Below are 20,287 nucleotides of genomic sequence, written 5' to 3'. Positions count from 1 at the left end.
GATTCGCAAATGATAAAAAGTGATGGTAGTAGTTACAAAAATATTCATTTCCATTTTTTTAGGTTTCATGGCAATTGTATTGCTATATATCAATACTGATCTTCCCAATAAAACAAAAAACGGTTTCGACAGAACTTTTATAGGTTCCAATCCTACGAGAATTAATTTATGGAAATCTGATTTGGGCTTATCTCAGCTTCTTTCAATCAACGCTGATAAAATTTATTTTTCAGCCTCTCAAAATGGATTAATTGTGAGCTACAATATTAAGGATAATCAGGTGTCAAAAATGAACTTCTTAACACATTCTGAATCCAAAGCTTTAAACTTTCCAATTACGGGTATATTTAAAAGAGGAGAAATTCTTTACGTATTTCAGGGAAATAATCAGAACATTATTCTAGGGAATTTGAAAAATAACAACTATACCCTCAAATCGATAAAAAGTGGAAAATTTTCCTATGGTATTCCCTTATCACAGGAAACCTATATTTTGCGTCAATTTACTTCGGATAATAAAGACAAAAGATTTGTTAAAATAAATGTATCTAAAAACACCAAAAAGGTTGAGCAAAACATTTCATTTGCCAGTAACGATGGAGGTTTTAGCAATGACGGTATACTCCGTTTTGATCCTCAGACCAAATTAATTTCCTACGTACATTATTATAGCAATAATATAATATGCTTCGATACCAATTTAAATCTTATCAGTAAATTTAATACAATCGATACCATTTCCTATAAGCCTTCTATATCCAATAAGTCAATTTTAACTACCAATCAGACAGCTGCTCTATCCGGAGAATTTCTATTTGTCTGCTCAAACCTAAAGGCAGACAATGAAGATCCCAAACTTTATAAGCAAAATATCCCGATAGATATTTATAATGTGTGTTCTGCGAAATATGTTGGGTCATTTTACATCCCAACTATACAGAATAAACTGGCGAAGAATATGATTGTGAAAAAAGGAGTTCTTTATATATTGTACAATAACAATTATTTTGCAATATATAAGCTCCCTATAGATCTGCCCGATCAATCGTGAACTATTAACATTTCAACCTTTCTTTTCTCCTTTTTGCAATCCAGTCCGTATTTATTCAACTCCTGTTTAAAAATGTCATAATCAAAAGTTTCCATATTTACTACAGAACCCAGTTTTCGGTTTAAATATTTAGACTCTGAAAAATTTACCGTTATATCAACGGGGTACTCAATTCCTGTTTCATCTACTATTGGTATAGCGTTAAAGTGTTTCATTTCCGCAATAAAAGCGCTAAAAGGTTTTCCGGTGAAGAAAATCTTTTCGCCGTCAACAGTAAATGTACTTTCTTCTGATGTAGATTTCAGGGATTTGCTCGCCTTTTCTGCATCTTTTACAAAAATTACTAAACAAAGTTGATCCCTTTTTTCAACTTTAGCTTTAATTGGAAAATACTGGTTAAGGTCGTCAATTAATATTTTAGAGAACGATCTGGAACTCAAATCTTTAGAAATAATCAAGTCATAAGAAAAACTATTTTCCTGTAGATAACCTGCTCGATCTTTCCACCTCATATATGGAAATTTCATAGGGAAAAAAGGCATTTCTAAATTAGCATTTGAATATTGCAGAAATATGCTTGAATCTTTTACTTTTGTTATAATCCGGTTCGGATTAAGATTTCCTACCGCACCCTCTCTGATCATAAATGCGTTGTAGAACATTTGGATAGGTCTGATGTTTGAAAAATAAACATGGTTATAATTGCCATCGGTTGCCGTAGCTTTATACGTCCTAAAGGTAATAGCAGAACCAATAGATGGATCATATTGCTTTAGAACAGACCTCCTTAACGTGTTTTGATCATCACTGTTCTGCCCGCCAATTGGTTTCCTATAATCCCATTTTACATCATCTTTTTTTATGGTTAGGATTGTATTTCCTTCCATCATTCTATTCAAATTATCCTCAGTAACTTCCTCTCCACCGGTGATAGCTTTAATTTTACCCTCTGGATTTATCCATACCACATGGGGAATTATTCTATGGGGGAATAGTTTATTCAGTATCGTATCCTCGATGATAAAAGGAAGGTTTGATTTAGACGCAATGGGATTATGTCCTAAAAAAGCATCCAATTGTGACGATTTACTTTTAGTAACCAAAAATATCTGTAAACTGTCTTTATATTTATCTCTCAATGCAGTATGGTGTGGCATAGAATTAATACATGCCGCGCAGAACGTCTCCCAAAAATCTAAAAGGACCCACTTACCTTTTAAAGAACCGGATAATATGCTTTCATCCTTAGAATTATACAATTTTAGATCAAGTTTTTCCGGCAATATATCTTCTATTCTTTTTTCACGAATTGTATCTTCTCTAGCCATTTGCTTGGCATATCCCTTAAATGGGTCTAGTGAAAAAATGGTTAAAACGCAGACCGCTATAATTGCCTGTTTCATATCTCTGTTTTTTTCAAGGTTAATATTGAGTGTTTTGTTCAAGATTAGGATTCCGTTCTAACTCCGTTAAAGGTATTGGCCAATAGTCTTCTAGATTGTTCTGTCTCAATCTTCTTTTGTCGAACCACGTCAAACCCCATTCAAGAAATAGTTCCAATTTTTTTTCATGCATCAAAGCTGACCTTAACTTCTCCGAATCCAGTTCTATGGTAAGAGGTGGTAAACCCGCTCGTGACCGGACAATCTCCAAGTCTCTTTTGGCTTCGGGAAGCTTACCTTGTTCTATTAAAGCCTCTGCTCTTATGAGGTATTGTTCAACCAAACGGAACACAATAAGAAATTCTGTTACCTCACTACTCGTGTTGATTTTATATTTATACGGAAAATAATATTTTTGCTCGTTTACTGTCTTTATACCTATCCAGTTAGCAGCCCTTAAATCCTTCTGTTCAAAATTGGACAACATATTGTCAGAAAGAAAGAAATCGGGTATTGCATTATTGTTTACATTTAACGGAACTGTTAATCTTCCAATATTTGTGTTATATGGAGTTGTAACAGGAATCAGTTGCCAGATAGTTTCTGGGCTATCCTTTAAAAACACCTGTGATAAATCTCCCAAACTATAGTTGTCATCGTTTATTACTTCAGATGAAAAAAGATAACTATCCTGCCAATTTTGCATAAATAAAGACACTCTTGCCATTAATGCACATGCCGCAAAATAATTAGGCCTGCTTCTCTTTTCGCTCCCTACATATAGCCTTGGTAAAAGAGTAAGTGCATCTTTTAAATCAATAACAATCTGATCATATATTTCGTTAGTGGGAGTTCTGGGTAAACTGCTGTTTATTTCGAAGTCCACTCCTGTGATGAGGGGGACATCTCCATATAAATTTATAAGGTTAAAATAACAGAAAGAGCGAAGGAACTTCAGTTCACCGATGTAGGGATTGGTAATACTCTCGGCAAGCTGAGAGTTAGCTATTCCTTCCAGAGCGTCGTTTATTGAGTAGATAGTTTGGTATGTATCTGCCCAAACGCCTGAGATGATGGTGTTATTTGTCTGAATAGCGCTAGCTTCAAAATCCAGATATTGCTGTAATGATCCTGAATAATGTAGTTCATCAGAATAAAGGGAGGTTCCTATATGCATTTCAGCGTTTAAGGAATGATTAATACCTGAAAGATTGCTATAGATCCCTGCCAACCCTGCTTCTATAGAGGTGGCATTAATGAAGACCGATTGTCTTGTTAGCTGATTAGGTGGAGTATCAACATCTACAAAATCATTACAGCTGCCAAGCAAAATACAATTGGCAAAAAACAAAAATATACATAATCTCATTTTCATTCTTTTATATCTAATAGGTTAAATTTATTCCGATTGAAAAGCTCCTTAATGGCGGTAAAACTCCCAAACTTATAACTTCAGGATCGTTACCTTTGTAAGAGGTAATGGTTAATAGATTCTGGGCCTGCATATAAAGATTTAAGTTCTGAAGGGCAAATTTCGATATCATCTTCTTTGGCAGTTTATAGTTCAGCCTAACATTTTTTAAGCGGAGAAAGGAGGCATCGGTGAACGCGCCTTCGGACATTCTGTAGTTGCTCCAAGCCGTAGCCCCTGCACCACCTGTAGTAAATTTTTGTGTTTGGCTTACATTTCCCTGTTCCTGCCACCTTTCAAGAAGTTTGGCAGGCATATTAGTGTTGGATGCACCAGGTACCGATGGTAGAGAATATAAATAGTTATATCCATGTTTTTTTACGAATTGAAAGAAGATATCGATCTGGAAATTTTTATAGATAAAACTATTATCCAATCCCCCGTAAAATTTTGGATCAAGTGCCATGGCGACATTTCGTCCGAACGGTAGATCAACTTCCCAAAGGCCAGATTCAACGTTAACTCCATTGTACGGATAAACTTTTGCGATATTTAATGGTTCTCCTATCGAATATTTGGCAGCATAGCTTGAATTTTCCAGATTAGGGAATTCCAATAATTCATTGCTGAATAATGTTAAATTAAAAGATGTATTCCATTTATAATCGTTTCGAACTATATTGATCGTATTGATCTCGAACTCTAAACCGCGGTTTTCGATTCTAGCAGGTAAGTTTCTCGTTATACTGGAAAAGCCGGTCTGAGATGGGAGGGTATATTGCAGTAATTGGTTTCCACTTCTATTTCTGAACCAGCCACCTGAGATTAAAATTCTATCTTCTAAAAAACCTAACTCTAAGGCTAGTTCTAATTTACGGTTACTTTCCCATCCATAATTGGGATTAAATAGTCGTTGAGCTATCAATCCACTGATTCCATCATAGGGATATTTGGCACTACCATAAATATTCATAAACTGGTAGTCTCCTATTTTATCATTGCCAGTTAGCCCAAAGCTCCCTCTGATTTTTCCAAAACTTACAAAGGAAAATCCTTGTTTTAACCAGTTTTCTTCACTGAAAATCCAGGCTGCACCTATTGCACCGAAATTGGCAAATTGCCTACCAGGCCCAAACCGTGAAGACCCATCTCTTCTTGCCGTTAGGTTTAATAGGTAACGGCCATTATACTGGTAATTAATCCGGCCAAATGCAGACTGATATTTATATTGACTATATGTCTCCGAAGTGGTTATTCTTCCTGCTCCGGAAGTCGTGTGCAAAAGTGATTCGTTGCTGTAATTACTTGCATTGATGCTGGTTCCTGTATTTTTTTCTTTTTGCCAGCTCACGCCAACCAGAATATCAATTTTATGTTTATCAAAAGATCTGTTATAGCTAATTTGGGGTTCTACGATCCAACTCCTTAATTGAGAATTTGCAAATTGAGATTGTCCACTGGTTCGTGTAGCTGATGGGATAAAAGAATTTAGAGGATATATCTGTGTTTCATCCATTTGAATAAAAGTATATCCGGCATTAATTCTTGCCTGAAAATTTCTTGCAATAGCGTATTCTAGGTTTAGATTGCCAACAAGATTGTCTGTTATTGTTTGTGTAGTCTGCAAAGTTTGGGCAATTGGATTATTTCGATTTGCAGAACCATTTTCGTTCCAGGCAAATGATCCATCTTCTTCATAGATTTTTAAATTAGGCGCGCTATAAATCCCTGACATAAGATCAGAGGATGGTAGCAAATTGTTATCATTGGAATAATTAAGCGTTAAGGAAGCACGTAGTTTTTTATCTTCTGATCTATGCGTGAGATTTAATTGACCATTGCCTCTTTTGTTAGCAAAATTTCCAAGATAAACATTTGTCTCTCTCCGATATCCTCCTGCCAAACGGAATTGGGTATTTATATTACCTCCCGACAGTGCCGTTTGAATATCAGTAAATTTTGCTGTATTGCCGATAAGAAGTTTCGTCCAATCAGTATACCGTAGTTGGTCGTATAGGAGGACATCTGGAGCATTTGCTTCTGTAGGATTGATGCCATCATTGGTCAAGGCTTCCTTTCTCATTTCCAGATATTGTTCCGTGTTCATTAAAGGCATGGTATGGGCAACCTTGCTAACACCTGTGTAGGCATTTAAGTCGACTATTGTTTTTCCTATTGAACCTTTTTTGGTAGTGATAAGAATTACGCCATTGGCACCCCTGCTTCCATATATAGCTGTTGCATCAGCATCTTTTAATATCTCAATACTCTGAATATCCTGTGGATTTAAACTATTGAACGGACTTTGGGAACCAGATGGACCAGCAACTTTTGAAAGACTTGTGCTCAGCCAAGGCACACCGTCAATTAGGTATAAAGGCTCATTACCATTTGTTATGGAGTTACGTCCACGAATCAAAACGTTAAAATTAGCACCTGTACGGCCATTTTGTTGTGTTATCTCTACTCCAGGAATACGACCTTGCATCGCAGCTATTGGGTTTGCAACAGGTTGCCTTGCAATTTCGGCCGCTGTAACCTTTCCTACGCTTCCGGTATTCAAGCGTTTGGTCGTTTGGCCGTATGCAATCACTACCGCTTCGTCTAAAGCATTTTCCTTCGGATACAGGTAGATATCATAGGATAAATCGGATGAGGCATCATACTCAACATCTTTACTTTGATAACCTGTGAATGTGATATGGATAAACCCTTTTGCTTCATCGGCAATAAAATTGAAATTCCCTTTCTGATCTGTTTTGGTAACACCGTTATCTATTTTTACAGTTGCTCCAATTAGAAAGGTACTATCTTTAGACGAGCGAATCGTCCCTCTGATTGGGTAATCCTGTGCTTTTACTATATAACTAGCAAGGAAAAAGCTTAGAGAGATGAGAAATATCTTCACTTTACATTTCCCCCTTTCCGTGATGCTATGTTGTCGCTTAAAATAAGGACCGCCTTGGCGGCAGGCTCATTTTTATGTCGCAGTAGAGCCTGCTCATCCGTGGCGGCAAACAAACACAGTTCGTTATATTGATAGATAAGCGTGTTATTAAATTGGTTGGGGCATAAAAATCCCATTATGAAATTTAAGTTCATTTCTTTTACTCATTAGGCTGGTTACGATTAAATTGTTTGTTAAGTGAGAGTAAAAGAGAGTATTAGACGGGCGACTTTATTAGGTTCTTGTAGAGCTGTTTGCTATTAAAATGCTTTTGTGCAAATAATCGAGTGTAAAGGAGATACCTATTTGACATGGCAGTCTCCTTTCTTTTTTATACATGATTGTAAAGTTTCTTCTTTAAAGATGGTATATAGGGCGAAAAGGAGGTGCTTTAAATCCCTTTTGAACTTAACGGCTTCATTGCGATCAGAAGTTTCGCTTTTAAGAGAGGCCAAAAGGTCTAGCGTTTCCTTTAGTCCATAACGGACGAAAAAACGTGCTAGGATATCTGAGGGTTGTGGTTGTTTGCCAGAAAGTAGCTTTATTAGTTTATGGTCAATATATTGGTCATAGTTGGATCTCTTTTCAATGTGTTCGGTGGTCGGTTCCCTTTCAAAAAAAGGTTGGCATAAGAGGGGTTTAGATTCTTTTAATGTATGGTTTCTTTGGGGGATTTGATGTGTTTTGAATGCAGCCTCGATAGGCTGTATTTCACATAACAATTTATTGCATCTTTCTAGAAACGAAACAAGGGAATATTTTCGATTGTCGCTGATTCCGGATTTTTCATCAAGAGCGCAAATAGAGATAATATCATATAGTATATCAGAATGCTGACCAGCTGGATATTCACTAAAAAATTCCTTTACACTTTCGTTACATACTATGGGTTGTTCTTTAGGCGTCATGGTCGAAAACTAGTTTTCGAACCTCAAGAATTTGAAATATAACCCGCTTTTGAAAACACAATAGGGCCGGTTATCCGCAAAGTCTGACGACGGTTGGCTCTGGTAAAGCCACCTCTCTTAAGGAGAGGCTCTCCATCAAACATAAGCGGACACCAGCCCTAATGTATTATAGGGTTACGGTGCCACACTTACGCTCGCGAGAAAATTTACCAGATTTACCGTGCGAGGCTCGTAGCATGTACCGCTAATTTTCATTAGAAGTACAGCAAATCTACAATTTTAATTTCTTATGGACATAACACTTTCGATGTCCATGCATTTTATAAATAAGCGACTGCTAAGTTGCCTAATTTTTTTCTCAAAGTCACCTTTTTTTTGTACTTTTAACCTTGCTAAAAGTAGTTAAAAACTACTTTTAGCAAGGTTAAAATCAATAAACTGTAAACCATTGAAGCTAATATGGAGAATAATGAAGAAAACGAATCGTTCTTAGAACTGGACAATAAAAAGATAGGTCAGAAAATTTATATTCAACGTAAAATTGCTGATATGAAAGCTTTTGATGTCGCTGAAAGATTGGGAATTGGAGAGGCTGCATATACTAAGTATGAGAGGGGAGAAACGAAAATCACTATTGAGTTCATCAAGAAGATTTCTGATATATTCAGCATTGATCCTTTGCAATTATTGGCTTCGACTCCAAATTCTTTTTTTAATGATATTAAAAATTCGACCATTTTAAACACGTCCACATTCCATACATTTCAAGGTGCAAACGAGAAGCAAAATGAAGCCATTTTAAACTTAATCGATAGCGTTGTTGAAATGAACAAACGATTTATGGATTATTTAGAGAAAGAGGGAAAATGTTCTGAGAAGTAGTCTATGTTTATTGAACTTCAAATTTTTTAACGATATTGGCAGGCAAGTAGAAAAAACATGGATAGACAAGTATTTGATAGCGAATTGTTAACCTTTGACAATGAAAGAATAGGGTATCAGTTATATTTAGGTAGAGAAATTGCTGGACTGACATCATTAGAAGTAGCGGATGAATTAGGATTTGAAGAAAACGAATATCTGGAATATGAGAAGGGTAAAAGAAAATTTACGATAGAATTGGTGCAAAAAGTTGCCCATATTATCAAGGCAGATCCAAAAAGAATATTATCAACGCCTGCTAGCTCGGTCTTTAGAGAAATTCATGATTCTAATATTTTATACTCTTCTACCTTTCATACTTTTACAGGAACTAGCGAGAAGCATAATGAAGCACTCTTAAGATTGATAGATAACGTAAATGAAGCGAATAAACGTTTGATGGAGGTATTATCTCAAAAAAATAAAGAATAAGTGCCAATTTTATTTTTAGATTTTAAAGCACGAAAGCCATCCCACAAAAGATGGCTCTCGTTATTATATCTATTATGAAAAAGATTACAACTTCTCGATTTCTTCAATTTGAAGCTTAGTGGTTTTTGCAATGAAGTCAAGTGCCAAACCTTCTTTTTTTAGCTCACGGGCAATATCAATAGCTTTCTTATGCTTGCCTTTTGCTTCTCCTTTTGCCTCACCTTTGCGATAAAGAAAATCTTTCTCTTCCTTAAAAAATTTGCTTACTGTTTCCATAGCTTTTTCAAATTGTTGTTCCAGACTGCTACGTAATTGTACAAAGATACGTAATTGTTTGAAATACCTACTCTCTGCAAAATCTCCCGTTGTATGCGATTTCACGCCCTCGATAATCTCTTTTACAACAAGATAACTGTCACCACTTCCAAAGTTACCTAAAATTCCCAACATTTTTACTTCTGGATTGTCAGATTTTAGGAACAGGCGATAATTTGCTTTTAGAACGGTAACAAGCTCATAGCTAAATTTCATGTGGACTGTATCTATTTCCGTGGCCATTCGTGGACCGGCGTCTCCTAAAAAAACAACATACTGCCGTATCGGAAGACGATACCTGCGCGCCAGCATGGCGTAATACTCAAGCATCCGAAAAACCATATCCCTCTCCTCCTTTACCTGAAATTCCACATGCAGTATAAATGTATTGCCCGCCACATCTGTTACTTTTTTTAGGGCGTCTGGTTTCCTTTCCTTTGTATGTTGAACATCATCCGGTAGCTCTTCACTTTTGACTATGTCTAGACCCAAAATCTCCTTAATAATGACAGGAAGGGTAATTTCAAGATTCTCTCGCAGTATTTTGTCATATTGGTTTGTCTGCCTGCGGCTTTGGTTCTCTTTTTTATTGGGCATACACAAAGATAAGGAATCTATTGAATTACTTATCTTTGAATACCAAAAGACTTACAGTCATGCAAATAAGGAAGGTGCTGAAAATAAAAAGTGATAGCTCTTCAGGAAGCTAAGGAGCAGGATTTGAAAGAAAGGACAAATAAGAGAAAATAATTATGGAAAGGCTTATCGTGAAAAACTTTGGTCCTTTGATAGATGCTAGTATAGAACTAAAGGACATAAATATTTATATAGGAACTACTTCTAGTGGAAAGAGTACTATTGCCAAGCTTGTTTCAATCTTTAAGAGTACTTCTTTGCGCCATACAAAGGAACGCATGGATTATTTTAAAAAATCACTGGTGAATTTCAATATAGATTTCGATGTAAGTGATGATACTTTTATCCGTTACGAATGGAATGATTCTTTTTATGAAATAAAGGACCTCTCTTTCAATACAAATATATCGGCAGAGCTAGTCGGTTCAACGTCCAAATACCAAGGATATTTAAATCCTATCTATATTCCCGCTGAGCGAGTTTTCTTTTCAACGTTGTCACAATCTGTATTTGGATTGATAAACAGTGATATTGCACTTCCAAAATGGTTGATAGATTTTGGTGCGAAATTTGAAAGCGCAAGAAGTTCGATTAAGCAATTTCCCATTTCATTTTTAAATGCTAAATATGAATGGAAAGATGGTAATGACTACATAGAACTTGAGAACAAAACTAGAATTAAATTATCGCAGGCATCCAGTGGCATTCAATCCCTCGTTCCCTTACTTCTTGTGGTTGAGCATAATACGGAGAATGGTAAAATTGAAGATGATCTATTTGTTGTTGAAGAACCGGAATTTAATCTCTATCCATCTTCACAGAAAGACCTAATTGAGTTTATCATTGAAAGAACAAACAAATCTAAGGATAAACTAATAATTACCACACATAGTCCATACTTACTAACCTCAATTGATAACCTTATTCAGGCAGGAAACGTAATAGCATCTAACGCTTCACTAAAAGAACATGTAGAGGAACTTGCCCCTTCTTCGTTATGGATAAAATATAGCGATGTAGCTTGTTACTATTTTAATGAAGGGAGAGCAAAATCTACTCTTGATCCCGAAATTCAATCCATTGGCCCGTCCAATATAGATGATGTTTCTATAGAGCTAAGTGAAACCTTTGAAAATTTGCTTACTTTAAAATGTTCTGGTTAAAATGATATGATTTAAAACTTATGTTAGAAGGCGACTCGAATTGTTTTTCAAACTCCAGTAGCGCAATTGAAAATGGCAAGAAATTTATATTTAGAAATACCAGCAATAAAACCATTTGCAGGGTGAAAATTGATGACTGCTAGATAAAGAATAAGACCATTAAGAAGTGCGACTATCTATTCCAAGTATTACAGAATAATAAATTTTATCTTGTTGAATTAAAAGGGAAATCTATTGACGTGGCAGTTGAACAAATAATAAGTACTTATGATATAATTGAATCAAAAATAAGGACGAGTCCTTTGAATTATTTGGGAATTATAGTTTCGAGTGCTGTTCCCAAAGCTGCCAATCAAAAATTCAAAAATTTACAGGACAAAATTTACAGAGATAAAAAAGTAATGATTAAAAAGAAGCAAGTTCACTATGAAGAGATTATTTAACAGGTAATCATTTGTATATCTAGTTTATTAAGTTGAAATTGTCCGAGTACAAATTGTAGGCTTACAAAATTTGTAGTTAAAACCGTTTTTAGCAATTAATTAGGGTTTTATACTGGGCGATATTATGGCAAGAGATGATTGATTCGGGTATGGATTTAGCTCGGATTTAGAGCTCGGTCAATGAATTCGTCTTTATCCCACAATCTTACACATTCCAGTTCGTCATTATACTTTTTTAGCTCATAAAGGTACTCTCCACCAAAATCAATGAATTTTCTTTTGGTAGCACCCTTCCAGCATTTTCTTTCGTAATTCCAATGAAACAGGAACAGATTGGGGTTGTCGTCATTCAGATATTGTTCCACAACGTGGATAAGGTGTTTTTTATATCGGCCGTTTATGAGTACATCACAGACGATAGCTTGCCCATAGTTTCCGTATTCCTTTCGGCAATTTTTAACCTTTTGTGAATTTGGGCTTGGCAACTTTGCTGTCAAAGTGAAATGATGTTTAAATTCTGTCCCATTGATAATCCACAGCATTTTTTTATAAAATTTCTCTCTGCTCCTTATTTCTATTGGCTTAATGGATGAATTTTGAAATTCCAGGACGATTCCGTTATTTGTCTTAACATCTGCTATATGTTTCTCTCCTGTTATATCATCTACATGAATGACCTCTTGGTTCTTTAATGGAAAATGGTTCTTCCATTCATAATGCCATTCGGTTTCTGGTTCCCACCAGCTATCGCATTTTTTTAAATTCATATGCGCCCAATGCCACGTGTTTATTTCTCCACATTTAGCTTGCATCTGACTTCCGCAATAAATACAGTATCCTATTTGGCCGGGACTTGGTAGGCTTTTGGTTCCGTTTACTAAAGCAGTTCTCATTGTGCAGTCAATCGGACAAAGTTAATTGTTTGAATATAGAAATTTATATTCAAAGCGCGATATTGACTGGTCTCCACTGATTAAAATTAGGAGATAAGAAAAAGGTTCGGGCTCATAATATTTACCAATTATGGATACTAGTCTTCTTTAAAGGTGCCACTCACCTCATACTTGCCGAAAAAGTAAAGTGCACAATAGAACCCTTTAAGATTGGTAATGATGGTGATAACCGTTATATTTTACTTTCCTGGATATCCAGATAAAATTCAAATAAGTGCCAATAGTCAGGGCAATTTTTGTAGCTTCCCTTGTATAACCTTATGCACATCAAGGCATTCTCAATAAATTTCTCAGTATCTGTAATCTTGGCCCATTCTTTCCATTGCACTTCTTTAGGAGGTGGATTGCTAACAAAATATTCTTCAAGCTGTTGCGGAGTCGTGCCGCGAAGATAAATATATTGGTTTTATTACTTGTTAACTAATTTATTTTTAATCAAATTTTACACAATGAAAAATTTAACCAAAAACCAAGAATCCATTCAGTTACTTGCGCCAATGACAAAATTGATTAATGCCATTCTCAACCATGATTTTGAAATGGATGCACTACCTTTTTCAATGGCAGACATTCGTAACCTCTATTTCTTTCAGGATGCACAGGGAAGACGGTATACTCCGGAAATCGCGGACCTACGGTTAGGGCAAATCGAAGCCGATCTGGCTAAAGTAAATCTGTTGTTAGATAGTGACCCTGATAATACCGATCTCCTGTATCGAGAGTTCTGTCTTGAAGTTGAATTACAGGAACAACATTCTTTCGAGTATGAGCGAAAGCAAATCAGTGAATGGTGGTTGGTGAACAGTGACTTTGGGAAGTACCTTCTTTTGCTAAAGCAACCGATGCTAATACATGAAGGGAATTATTTTTGGGGAATCACATTGGAATAAGCATAAGCAAAGATTACATTCCTTATAAAATAACCTATCTTTGCGTCAGGTTTAGGTTGATTTGCCCTGATAACACATCCAGAGTGTTGTCGGGGCTTCTTTTTTTCTAGCCTGTCATTACAGGGTTATCCTTGATAGGTAGTTTTGCGAACCGTGCCACCTCTATACTCGGAAAACCAAAATCGACGACCACTTTCCCTTCAATGAGATAGCAGCCCTTTCCTCTGAAGGGGTAAATCGGTGTACTGTTCGGGAAGTGTGTCGTGTCAAAAAAACAACCATTGACATCCAGAAAAGTACCGAACCACATTTTTTTGTCGTTTTTAGTATGTACAGTTTTTTCACAGACATAATTACCGACCATCTTTACCGTATTACCATCATAACGGCATTCTGAACGTCATTTCCTGTGGGATTTCGGTGAGCTTACCAATGTAACGTATACACGTTTCAGATAGTTTGATAAAAGTGGACTCACCAAGCATAGGTATTTTTTTTATAGGCAGCGGATTTAGAAAGGGCCGGACAGCTTGCTTCTCGACCTGTTTTTCACCACTGGGCCTTACATTCGTTTGTAGCCATTTTACTGACAGTCTTTTTAATAGAAAGGCCAAAAGAAATCGGCAGATGCGTTTCCTTTATGATTTTCTCCCTTAGTTCACGGACAAATTTCATGCAACCGAAAAAACGTTCCATCCCGCTCATATCTATATAATGTTCGTCAATAGACGCTTTTTCCAATAGCGGTACTTTTTCTATAAGTATATCCGTTATCGCATGGCTGGTCTTGCTGTATTCTTCTATGTTGCCCCTGATAAAAATGGCATGAGGGCAGAGCTGTCTGGCCACACGGGAAGGTATGGCAGAGTATACACCATATTACATGCTTCATAACTGCAACTCGCCAAAACACCACGATCGGAAGTACCACCGATAATAACGGGAGCACCTTTCAGTTTCGGATTTTTCCGTACCTCTACTGCTACGGAAAAGGCATCTTGGTCCATATGGACGATATTCCGTTCTCCTATTACCATACCTCACTTAAGTTAGATTTTAATTACAAATTTATTGCTAAAAATAGACGGAATATGTGCCGTGAATGATCGAAAAAACCGTCCAAAACATTCACATGTAGAAAAGCGACATTCACATATAGAATCCTGTCATTCAAACCAAGTTGATTGAAATTACCTATACCGCACCCGAAATTCGACAACGGATATCCCAAGAGAACCTTATGGCCATAAGTAGGGCGTAACCGAAAACCCTTGATCAGAGTAGGCAATGGTTTTAAAAAATATCAAAAAAATGAAACGTAAAAGAGGAATATCATGGACAGGCAAGCTTTTCAGTGCACCGATTACGCTGACCGCACTGGCAATTCTCATGGAAGTAGCAGAAAAAAAAGATAAATGCATCCCTTATGAAGGGCTTTAGTAAACAGTTTCACTGCCCGATGGTATGTATACCGTCGGGCCAATTTTTCAGGTTATGGTAAAGGACAAGTTAAAAATACCTGCCGGATTTTTTACTTCCGGCCATGAAAATAACCGTTTCGCACCGATCAGTTCATTTTGGTACAAATTTCAGGTGGTGAGCGCGAGTTTCCGCAATTTCCTTCCTTCCCTTGAATACCGGGAACATGAACCGAATTTCATCAGGCTGCTGGACAACCAGAAACGGACGTATGCCGAGCAATACATTTCCGGTCTACCGGATAAGCTTAAAGTACGTTTCCACGGTTATACCTTACAGGACATCAAAGATAGGCCGGGCATCATCTGCACCTTTCACAGCGGGTCTTTCAGAATGATCGGGCATTATCTTGCAGAGAACGGTATATCCTTTGTACTGCTCGTTTCAAAAGACGGTTTACAACGGGAGGATGAACTGGCAGGCCGGAAATACGATGAACGTCAACGGCAGGTGCTCGGCCTCGACCTAATAGACGCCAATGATAGCAACAGCCTGTTCAGAATAACCAGAGAATTGAGAAAGGGAAAAAGCATATTGATTTATGCTGACGGCAATACCGGAACAGGCGATGAGCGCTCCGGCCATAACCTGCTATCCATTCCTTTCCTGAACCAGCAGATCAGGGCAAGGGCAGGAGCAGCCTTTATTTCCCACCTCACTTCAGTACCGATATATCCCGTGATCTCTACAAGGCAATGGAAGTACGTACCCTGCCTGGATTTTTTCCGGCCAATTTTGCCTGATAAAAAGCTGACCAGACAGGTGTTTGCAGAACAGGCTATTTCACGAATTTATAAGTACCTCGAAAAGGCGGTGGAAAAAAAGCCGTGGCAATGGGAGGCATGGCTATACCTGCACGAGCACGCCGGAATTACAAACCCGATCCCCGAACAGGAGTCCTTGCCAATCCGAGCGGAGGGAAAGAAGAAAAGGCAGGTAAGGTTCAATGAGCAGGATTATAGCTTTTTCTCCATCTACGGCAAGTATTTTCTTTTCCGAAAAAGCAATTACCAATGCTTTGAGATCGAACGTTGGCTATATCAGAGATTAATAGGGATTTACATGCAAGACTATGCCTATACCGTAGCCATGCTGAAGCGTAACCGCATGGGTAGTCTTGTAACAAATAGGGTGGTTTTAGAGATCCAATAAAAACATCATGCAATCAATAGGAACCTTTAAGGAACGGGAAAATGATTTTCTTTGTTCAATTTTTTATGGAAAGTGGCCCAATATCTTTATATTGTGGTATGATGAACCAAAAAAACCGGAAGATATGGTCGCTTTTTTCCGTAAACATCCATTCCTGTTCAATATTCTCTGCTGGGTAATCTATGTCCAGTTTGTATATATCTATAACCTGCCCAAAATAGACCATGTCGATTATTTTCACATTATCGGACTCTGTTTCCTGTACGCAATAGTATTTTACAGCAACTTCTTTCTCTTTAAATTTATCGAAAACAGGAAAACCAATCTCGGTACCGTCATCCTGATGATTGCATCGGTCTTTTTCACCCTTGCAGCACTTGGCTATCTTGCCGTATATAACGTGTTCCCGTTATTCGGGATCAGGCTGTACTATGAAGGTGTCCCGTTTACAATCAGTCTGTACCTGCGTAACATACTTTCTCCCTATATCAAATACGCCAGCTATGCCATTATCCTGTACTTTGTGCTCAAATGGTTTGCCGATCTGGCGTATAAGCGCCGGATGGAAAAGGCCCATTACGAAATGGAGCGTGAAAAGTTCGAGTATGAACAGGCTTTTTTAAGGGCCCAGGTCAATCCGCACTTTCTGCACAACACCCTTAATTTCATCTATACCGAAGCACTCGCTCTATCCAAGTCTTTGGCCGAAAGTATTTACCTGCTTTCCATCATGATGCGCTACTCGCTTGACAATGCCATCAAGGGCAAACAATTGGTTCCGGTACACAAAGAGCTCGAATACCTTGAAATCTATCTGGAAATCAACAGAAGGCGATTTGGTGGCGGAAAACAGTTCCATTATGAATTCAATGGCGATCCCTATCTACATTCAATCCCGCCATTGTCCTTTATAACGCTTGTAGAAAATGCCTTTAAATATGGTGACCTGTCAGATCCGATGTACCCTTTGCAGATCAAGATCGCGGTTGACCGTAACAGAATCTATTTCTACTGCACCAATAAAAAAAGAGGCGCCGGAAAATTGGATACCTCGGCCAACCATATCGGGCTAAAGAATGTGGAAAGACGGTTAAAAGGTGCTTTTAGAGAGCGGGCAACAATGACACGCACCGAGGAGGACAATACGTATACCGTTGAACTGTTCATTGATTTTTTAGATAATCCCAAATAACCAGCTATGATAAACTGTATAGCCATTGATGATGAACCTGCGGCGTTGGAACAGATCAGCCGTTACCTGAAGCTGGTGCCCGATATTGCTCTGATCGGAACAACGACCAGACCCGTTGAAGGATTGGAAATGGCGGGTGAGCTGAAGGTACATGCAATTTTCCTTGATATGGAAATGGACGAAATGACAGGTGTGGAGGTTATGCGCAGGCTTGATCCTTCGATCAAGGTGATCGTGTGTACGGCCTATACTGAATTCGCGATCGAGAGCATTGAACTTAATGCCGTGGACTACCTGTTGAAGCCCGTACAGTTTGACCGTTTTGAAAAAGCTGTGGAAAAGCTGAAAGAAAGGGTATTGCACAGAACATTGGAACTACCGGTAGTCAAAAACGATTACATCTTTGTACAGGTTGAACACAAGGGCAAACTGAAGAAAATAGATTTCAGTGACATCATTTACATTGCGGCAAGGGGAAATGATGTAGTATTCCATGCGCACGATGAATTTGTGGTATCTGCCATGCGTATGGATGATATTGAACCGGAACTACGCGTGACCGACGGATTTATACGTATACACCGATCTTACATTGTATCGATCAAAATGATTGACGTCATCGATGAAGGACTGGTAAAACTTAAAAACAAAAAAGCACTTAAAATCGGAAGAACATATAAGGATTATGTTTTGAAGACGCTATATCCACACTAATGCCATGATGAAAATATATGCCAGATCAAACCAATTAGCCTGTCCCGAAGATCTCCATGCACTCATAGATGAGATGCTGGTTTCGGAAGGTTACAGGGAAAATTTCACTTCCTATAAACAGGCGTTGCAGCAGTATTTTTCAAGTCTGGAAAATACTGATTCCGACATGATCTTTCATGGGGCACCAAGTAGATATATATTGGTTGACAAATACCGGTCCAGTATGACCAACATATTAGAGAAATGGTGGACGAGACTTAATAAGGAAAAACTAAACGAAAATGGAACATTTGACTTGTGATCAGAATGTCGCTTTATCCGGAGATAGCGTTATAGACCATTTTGGACAGATCAGAACGATAAAACAATATTTTGATGCGCTATATGGAAAGATCCGGCATGTACTCGAAGGTAGTGATACGGAAAATCTCCACAATTGCATTTACCATTATCAATTGGATATTACCTCACTATTGGAAAAGACCGGCTTGCTGATAAAGACCATCGATGAGGGCAAGCTGCCCTTAAAGGCGAGAAAAAAGTACAGGTATGTCCTTTGGGTGGTCATAAAACGTTCGTTCAGGTTCATCGAATTGATCAAAAGTCGTTATCCCGATTATTTTGATCGGAACATGGCTATCCCGCAAATATTATATCCCTTTTATATGACCAAAATCCTCAAACGCTGGTTCAATATAAAAAAGTCTCTGCAGCATAATAAAATAGATCCCGGATTAATTGATGTTCTGAATGGATTTTTCAATGTTGGAAAGAATGGTGTTATGGATAGAAAGATGACCTGGCAGGATCTCTCTTATCTTGATATAGTATCATCAGAGGTCAGTTGGATAACCGACAAGGGGAAAACAGTGGAATACAGACAGGATATACTGCAGAACCTCTTCCGTCTCAATTTCAACCATCCTTCTTTCTTTTCCTATTGTGTGCGTTATATGCATAACCAGATTCAGGGTGTTGATACTTATTTACAGGAACGGCGGGAATGGCTGGACTATCGCAGGAATTTAAGTGCATTTATTGTCTGCCGGGATATCTGTTATGATGATAGTATGAAAGATATCAGGACACAACTGATGGAATATGTTATCGAGCAGATCAGGTACGTAAAAAAGAAAGAAAAGCTCCATAGGTCAACTATATTCGGTAAACTAGGTCGGGCGGTTTATCCTTATTATTTTCATGTGTCGCTGACTGTTTCACAACTGATTTTTCTTTTCCGCCTGTTTACCGAGACGGGAGTGGTTATTGTCAGGCACCGGAAAGACCTCAACGAGTTTCTGGTCAACCATGTAGGCACAACACGAAAAGACAATATCTCTATTGGAAGCATAAGGAGTAAGTATACCCGACCCGATAAAGACGTTGTGAACAAGGTCTCCGCGGTTCTGATTTCCATGTTGAATCTATTGAATGCGAAATATAAAACAAAATGATAGAAATATATTCCAATTGTTGGATTGATCATACCATAAATTATGAAAACTTATATTAGAACTCTTTTTTTACCGGTAGTGTCTTTGATTTTTACCATTGTGGCTTCCTGTGATACGAAGCGAAAGGAAAAACAAGCTGTTTTGGATTGTATGTTGGATAAAATCGCTGTTACCGATACATTAACGTATGAACTTTATCTGTCAGATCCTATCGAGGTATCAAAATACCAACGAGCAGGTCTAATGAATGACAGTCTTCTAGAGCCGATAAAAAATGTGAAGATAAAAGATGTGGGCAGCCCCCTCACAGCTTTAACGCACTTGGGTCGGAAATACAGCGTAGGCACTTCAAACAAGAAGTCGCAAAAGAATGTCGTCATGGCCTACGCTGTTGTAGAGAAGTTAACGGACTTGAAGAAAATTGGGCAGAATCACTATGAAGCAGTATATGAAACATACTTTACCGGTGTAACTCCATTTTCTAAATTATCTGCAAGAGATTATAATAAAAAGGAATTACACAAAGTCACCATTCTTTGGAAGAACAATGACTGCATTATATTAACGAAAAAATAAACTTGCCGATTTGATACAGAAAGTCTCGAATCACCTACCTGTATCGAAAACCTACGGACGGTATAACGGCGGAACTAAAAAAGCAGAGCTAAGTTAAAAGCCAATAAGTACTTTACCCACTTATCGAAACATAAGTGGGTTTTTCTTTTTTAAAGATAAAGAATGATCTTGTTTTTTCATATCTCAATTGGGCTGTAAACCTATTAATTCTTAGTTTATACGACCTCTTTCCGTTCGTTTTCTGCTAACGGAAACGGCCAAACCGTTC

General features: G+C 37.7%; 21 protein-coding genes and 1 pseudogene. 12 read left to right on the top strand and 10 right to left on the bottom strand.

Features of this window, described 5'->3' with window-relative positions; all coding sequences use genetic code 11:
* Nucleotides 1-22 precede the first annotated feature (22 nt).
* Nucleotides 23-1,051, top strand: coding sequence for a hypothetical protein (locus QT327_RS16775; RefSeq protein ID WP_289553486.1), 1,029 nt, complete (start codon nucleotides 23-25; stop codon nucleotides 1,049-1,051).
* On the opposite strand, the gene QT327_RS16770 is transcribed toward QT327_RS16775, so the two are convergent.
* The 5 genes from QT327_RS16770 to QT327_RS16750 all read right to left on the bottom strand — a co-directional run bounded on the left by QT327_RS16770 (nucleotide 1,042) and on the right by QT327_RS16750 (nucleotide 7,699).
* Entirely contained in the window at nucleotides 1,042-2,454 is a 1,413-nt protein-coding gene (locus QT327_RS16770; protein WP_289553485.1) for a TlpA family protein disulfide reductase, read from the bottom strand. The genes QT327_RS16775 and QT327_RS16770 overlap by 10 nt on opposite strands.
* Nucleotides 2,455-2,473: 19 nt before the next feature.
* Nucleotides 2,474-3,802: a RagB/SusD family nutrient uptake outer membrane protein gene (locus tag QT327_RS16765; RefSeq protein WP_289553484.1), complete on the bottom strand. Its 1,329-nt coding sequence runs from the start codon at nucleotides 3,800-3,802 to the stop codon at nucleotides 2,474-2,476.
* A gap of 16 nt (nucleotides 3,803-3,818) precedes the next feature.
* Nucleotides 3,819-6,752: a SusC/RagA family TonB-linked outer membrane protein gene (locus QT327_RS16760; RefSeq protein ID WP_289553482.1), complete on the bottom strand. Its 2,934-nt coding sequence runs from the start codon at nucleotides 6,750-6,752 to the stop codon at nucleotides 3,819-3,821.
* Nucleotides 6,749-6,946, bottom strand: coding sequence for a hypothetical protein (locus QT327_RS16755; RefSeq protein ID WP_289553481.1), 198 nt, complete (start codon nucleotides 6,944-6,946; stop codon nucleotides 6,749-6,751). The genes QT327_RS16760 and QT327_RS16755 overlap by 4 nt, the downstream gene beginning before the upstream one ends.
* 147 nt (nucleotides 6,947-7,093) lie before the next feature.
* On the bottom strand, nucleotides 7,094-7,699 hold the full coding sequence (locus QT327_RS16750; protein WP_289553479.1) for a hypothetical protein: 606 nt from the start codon (nucleotides 7,697-7,699) through the stop codon (nucleotides 7,094-7,096).
* A 459-nt stretch (nucleotides 7,700-8,158) separates the two neighbouring features.
* Between QT327_RS16750 and QT327_RS16745 the strand changes: the two genes are divergently transcribed.
* Nucleotides 8,159-8,581 carry a helix-turn-helix domain-containing protein gene (locus tag QT327_RS16745; RefSeq protein WP_289553477.1) on the top strand — a complete coding sequence of 141 codons (423 nt, stop codon included), beginning with the start codon at nucleotides 8,159-8,161 and terminating at the stop codon, nucleotides 8,579-8,581.
* 57 nt (nucleotides 8,582-8,638) lie between these two features.
* Nucleotides 8,639-9,052 (top strand): helix-turn-helix domain-containing protein, encoded by a 414-nt coding sequence (locus QT327_RS16740; RefSeq protein WP_289553475.1) that lies wholly within the window; start codon nucleotides 8,639-8,641, stop codon nucleotides 9,050-9,052.
* 84 nt (nucleotides 9,053-9,136) lie between these two features.
* Here QT327_RS16740 and QT327_RS16735 read toward each other — a convergent pair whose 3' ends face one another.
* Nucleotides 9,137-9,964 carry an RpnC/YadD family protein gene (locus QT327_RS16735; RefSeq protein ID WP_289553474.1) on the bottom strand — a complete coding sequence of 276 codons (828 nt, stop codon included), beginning with the start codon at nucleotides 9,962-9,964 and terminating at the stop codon, nucleotides 9,137-9,139.
* Between the two features lie 155 nt (nucleotides 9,965-10,119).
* Between QT327_RS16735 and QT327_RS16730 the strand changes: the two genes are divergently transcribed.
* Nucleotides 10,120-11,166 (top strand): AAA family ATPase, encoded by a 1,047-nt coding sequence (locus QT327_RS16730; RefSeq protein ID WP_289553472.1) that lies wholly within the window; start codon nucleotides 10,120-10,122, stop codon nucleotides 11,164-11,166.
* Between the two features lie 598 nt (nucleotides 11,167-11,764).
* Here the strand turns inward: QT327_RS16730 and QT327_RS16725 are convergent.
* Both QT327_RS16725 and QT327_RS28545 read right to left on the bottom strand, forming a co-directional pair.
* Nucleotides 11,765-12,502 carry a competence protein CoiA gene (locus QT327_RS16725; RefSeq protein ID WP_289553470.1) on the bottom strand — a complete coding sequence of 246 codons (738 nt, stop codon included), beginning with the start codon at nucleotides 12,500-12,502 and terminating at the stop codon, nucleotides 11,765-11,767.
* 232 nt (nucleotides 12,503-12,734) lie between these two features.
* Complete coding sequence (locus QT327_RS28545; RefSeq protein WP_502910550.1) at nucleotides 12,735-12,959, bottom strand: DUF6965 family protein; 225 nt, start codon at nucleotides 12,957-12,959, stop codon at nucleotides 12,735-12,737.
* Between the two features lie 52 nt (nucleotides 12,960-13,011).
* On the opposite strand from QT327_RS28545, the gene QT327_RS16720 reads away from it, so the two are divergent.
* Nucleotides 13,012-13,452 (top strand): hypothetical protein, encoded by a 441-nt coding sequence (locus QT327_RS16720; protein ID WP_289553468.1) that lies wholly within the window; start codon nucleotides 13,012-13,014, stop codon nucleotides 13,450-13,452.
* Nucleotides 13,453-13,558: 106 nt separating this feature from the next.
* Here the strand turns inward: QT327_RS16720 and QT327_RS16715 are convergent, their stop codons facing one another.
* Nucleotides 13,559-13,762, bottom strand: coding sequence for a hypothetical protein (locus QT327_RS16715; RefSeq protein WP_289553466.1), 204 nt, complete (start codon nucleotides 13,760-13,762; stop codon nucleotides 13,559-13,561).
* 239 nt (nucleotides 13,763-14,001) lie between these two features.
* Nucleotides 14,002-14,459, bottom strand: a pseudogene (locus QT327_RS16710) (Y-family DNA polymerase).
* Between the two features lie 304 nt (nucleotides 14,460-14,763).
* Between QT327_RS16710 and QT327_RS16700 the strand changes: the two are divergent.
* The 7 genes from QT327_RS16700 to QT327_RS16670 are packed head-to-tail and all read left to right on the top strand — an operon-like array spanning nucleotide 14,764 to nucleotide 20,019.
* Nucleotides 14,764-14,892, top strand: a complete 129-nt coding sequence (locus QT327_RS16700) for a hypothetical protein (protein ID WP_289553461.1) — start codon at nucleotides 14,764-14,766, stop codon at nucleotides 14,890-14,892.
* Nucleotides 14,893-14,946: 54 nt separating this feature from the next.
* Nucleotides 14,947-16,083, top strand: coding sequence for an LpxL/LpxP family acyltransferase (locus tag QT327_RS16695; RefSeq protein WP_289553459.1), 1,137 nt, complete (start codon nucleotides 14,947-14,949; stop codon nucleotides 16,081-16,083).
* A gap of 7 nt (nucleotides 16,084-16,090) precedes the next feature.
* On the top strand, nucleotides 16,091-17,275 hold the full coding sequence (locus QT327_RS16690) for a sensor histidine kinase (protein ID WP_289553458.1): 1,185 nt from the start codon (nucleotides 16,091-16,093) through the stop codon (nucleotides 17,273-17,275).
* Between the two features lie 6 nt (nucleotides 17,276-17,281).
* Nucleotides 17,282-17,989, top strand: coding sequence for a LytR/AlgR family response regulator transcription factor (locus QT327_RS16685; protein ID WP_130857499.1), 708 nt, complete (start codon nucleotides 17,282-17,284; stop codon nucleotides 17,987-17,989).
* 4 nt (nucleotides 17,990-17,993) lie between these two features.
* Nucleotides 17,994-18,290: a hypothetical protein gene (locus QT327_RS16680; RefSeq protein WP_289553457.1), complete on the top strand. Its 297-nt coding sequence runs from the start codon at nucleotides 17,994-17,996 to the stop codon at nucleotides 18,288-18,290.
* Nucleotides 18,271-19,443 (top strand): hypothetical protein, encoded by a 1,173-nt coding sequence (locus QT327_RS16675; protein ID WP_289553455.1) that lies wholly within the window; start codon nucleotides 18,271-18,273, stop codon nucleotides 19,441-19,443. The genes QT327_RS16680 and QT327_RS16675 overlap by 20 nt, the downstream gene beginning before the upstream one ends.
* Before the next feature lie 42 nt (nucleotides 19,444-19,485).
* Nucleotides 19,486-20,019, top strand: a complete 534-nt coding sequence (locus QT327_RS16670) for a hypothetical protein (RefSeq protein WP_130857496.1) — start codon at nucleotides 19,486-19,488, stop codon at nucleotides 20,017-20,019.
* Nucleotides 20,020-20,287: the final 268 nt, after the last annotated feature.

Origin of the sequence: Olivibacter sp. 47, from assembly GCF_030372825.1 — a bacterium.
In the GTDB taxonomy this organism is placed as follows: Bacteria; Bacteroidota; Bacteroidia; order Sphingobacteriales; family Sphingobacteriaceae; genus Olivibacter; species Olivibacter oleidegradans.
The sequence above is the reverse complement of the archived record's forward strand: the minus strand, read 5'-3'. Positions and strand labels throughout refer to the sequence as shown.

Coding starts and splice junctions, on each gene's coding strand:
- QT327_RS16775 (WP_289553486.1), top strand. CDS start 23: ATGGTAGTAGTTACAAAAATATTCATTTCCATTTTTTTAGGTTTCATG.
- QT327_RS16770 (WP_289553485.1), bottom strand. CDS start 2,454: ATGAAACAGGCAATTATAGCGGTCTGCGTTTTAACCATTTTTTCACTA.
- QT327_RS16765 (WP_289553484.1), bottom strand. CDS start 3,802: ATGAGATTATGTATATTTTTGTTTTTTGCCAATTGTATTTTGCTTGGC.
- QT327_RS16755 (WP_289553481.1), bottom strand. CDS start 6,946: ATGAACTTAAATTTCATAATGGGATTTTTATGCCCCAACCAATTTAAT.
- QT327_RS16750 (WP_289553479.1), bottom strand. CDS start 7,699: ATGACGCCTAAAGAACAACCCATAGTATGTAACGAAAGTGTAAAGGAA.
- QT327_RS16745 (WP_289553477.1), top strand. CDS start 8,159: ATGGAGAATAATGAAGAAAACGAATCGTTCTTAGAACTGGACAATAAA.
- QT327_RS16740 (WP_289553475.1), top strand. CDS start 8,639: ATGGATAGACAAGTATTTGATAGCGAATTGTTAACCTTTGACAATGAA.
- QT327_RS16735 (WP_289553474.1), bottom strand. CDS start 9,964: ATGCCCAATAAAAAAGAGAACCAAAGCCGCAGGCAGACAAACCAATAT.
- QT327_RS16730 (WP_289553472.1), top strand. CDS start 10,120: ATGGAAAGGCTTATCGTGAAAAACTTTGGTCCTTTGATAGATGCTAGT.
- QT327_RS16725 (WP_289553470.1), bottom strand. CDS start 12,502: ATGAGAACTGCTTTAGTAAACGGAACCAAAAGCCTACCAAGTCCCGGC.
- QT327_RS16720 (WP_289553468.1), top strand. CDS start 13,012: ATGAAAAATTTAACCAAAAACCAAGAATCCATTCAGTTACTTGCGCCA.
- QT327_RS16715 (WP_289553466.1), bottom strand. CDS start 13,762: ATGTGGTTCGGTACTTTTCTGGATGTCAATGGTTGTTTTTTTGACACG.
- QT327_RS16700 (WP_289553461.1), top strand. CDS start 14,764: ATGAAACGTAAAAGAGGAATATCATGGACAGGCAAGCTTTTCAGTGCA.
- QT327_RS16695 (WP_289553459.1), top strand. CDS start 14,947: ATGGTAAAGGACAAGTTAAAAATACCTGCCGGATTTTTTACTTCCGGC.
- QT327_RS16690 (WP_289553458.1), top strand. CDS start 16,091: ATGCAATCAATAGGAACCTTTAAGGAACGGGAAAATGATTTTCTTTGT.
- QT327_RS16685 (WP_130857499.1), top strand. CDS start 17,282: ATGATAAACTGTATAGCCATTGATGATGAACCTGCGGCGTTGGAACAG.
- QT327_RS16680 (WP_289553457.1), top strand. CDS start 17,994: ATGATGAAAATATATGCCAGATCAAACCAATTAGCCTGTCCCGAAGAT.
- QT327_RS16675 (WP_289553455.1), top strand. CDS start 18,271: ATGGAACATTTGACTTGTGATCAGAATGTCGCTTTATCCGGAGATAGC.
- QT327_RS16670 (WP_130857496.1), top strand. CDS start 19,486: ATGAAAACTTATATTAGAACTCTTTTTTTACCGGTAGTGTCTTTGATT.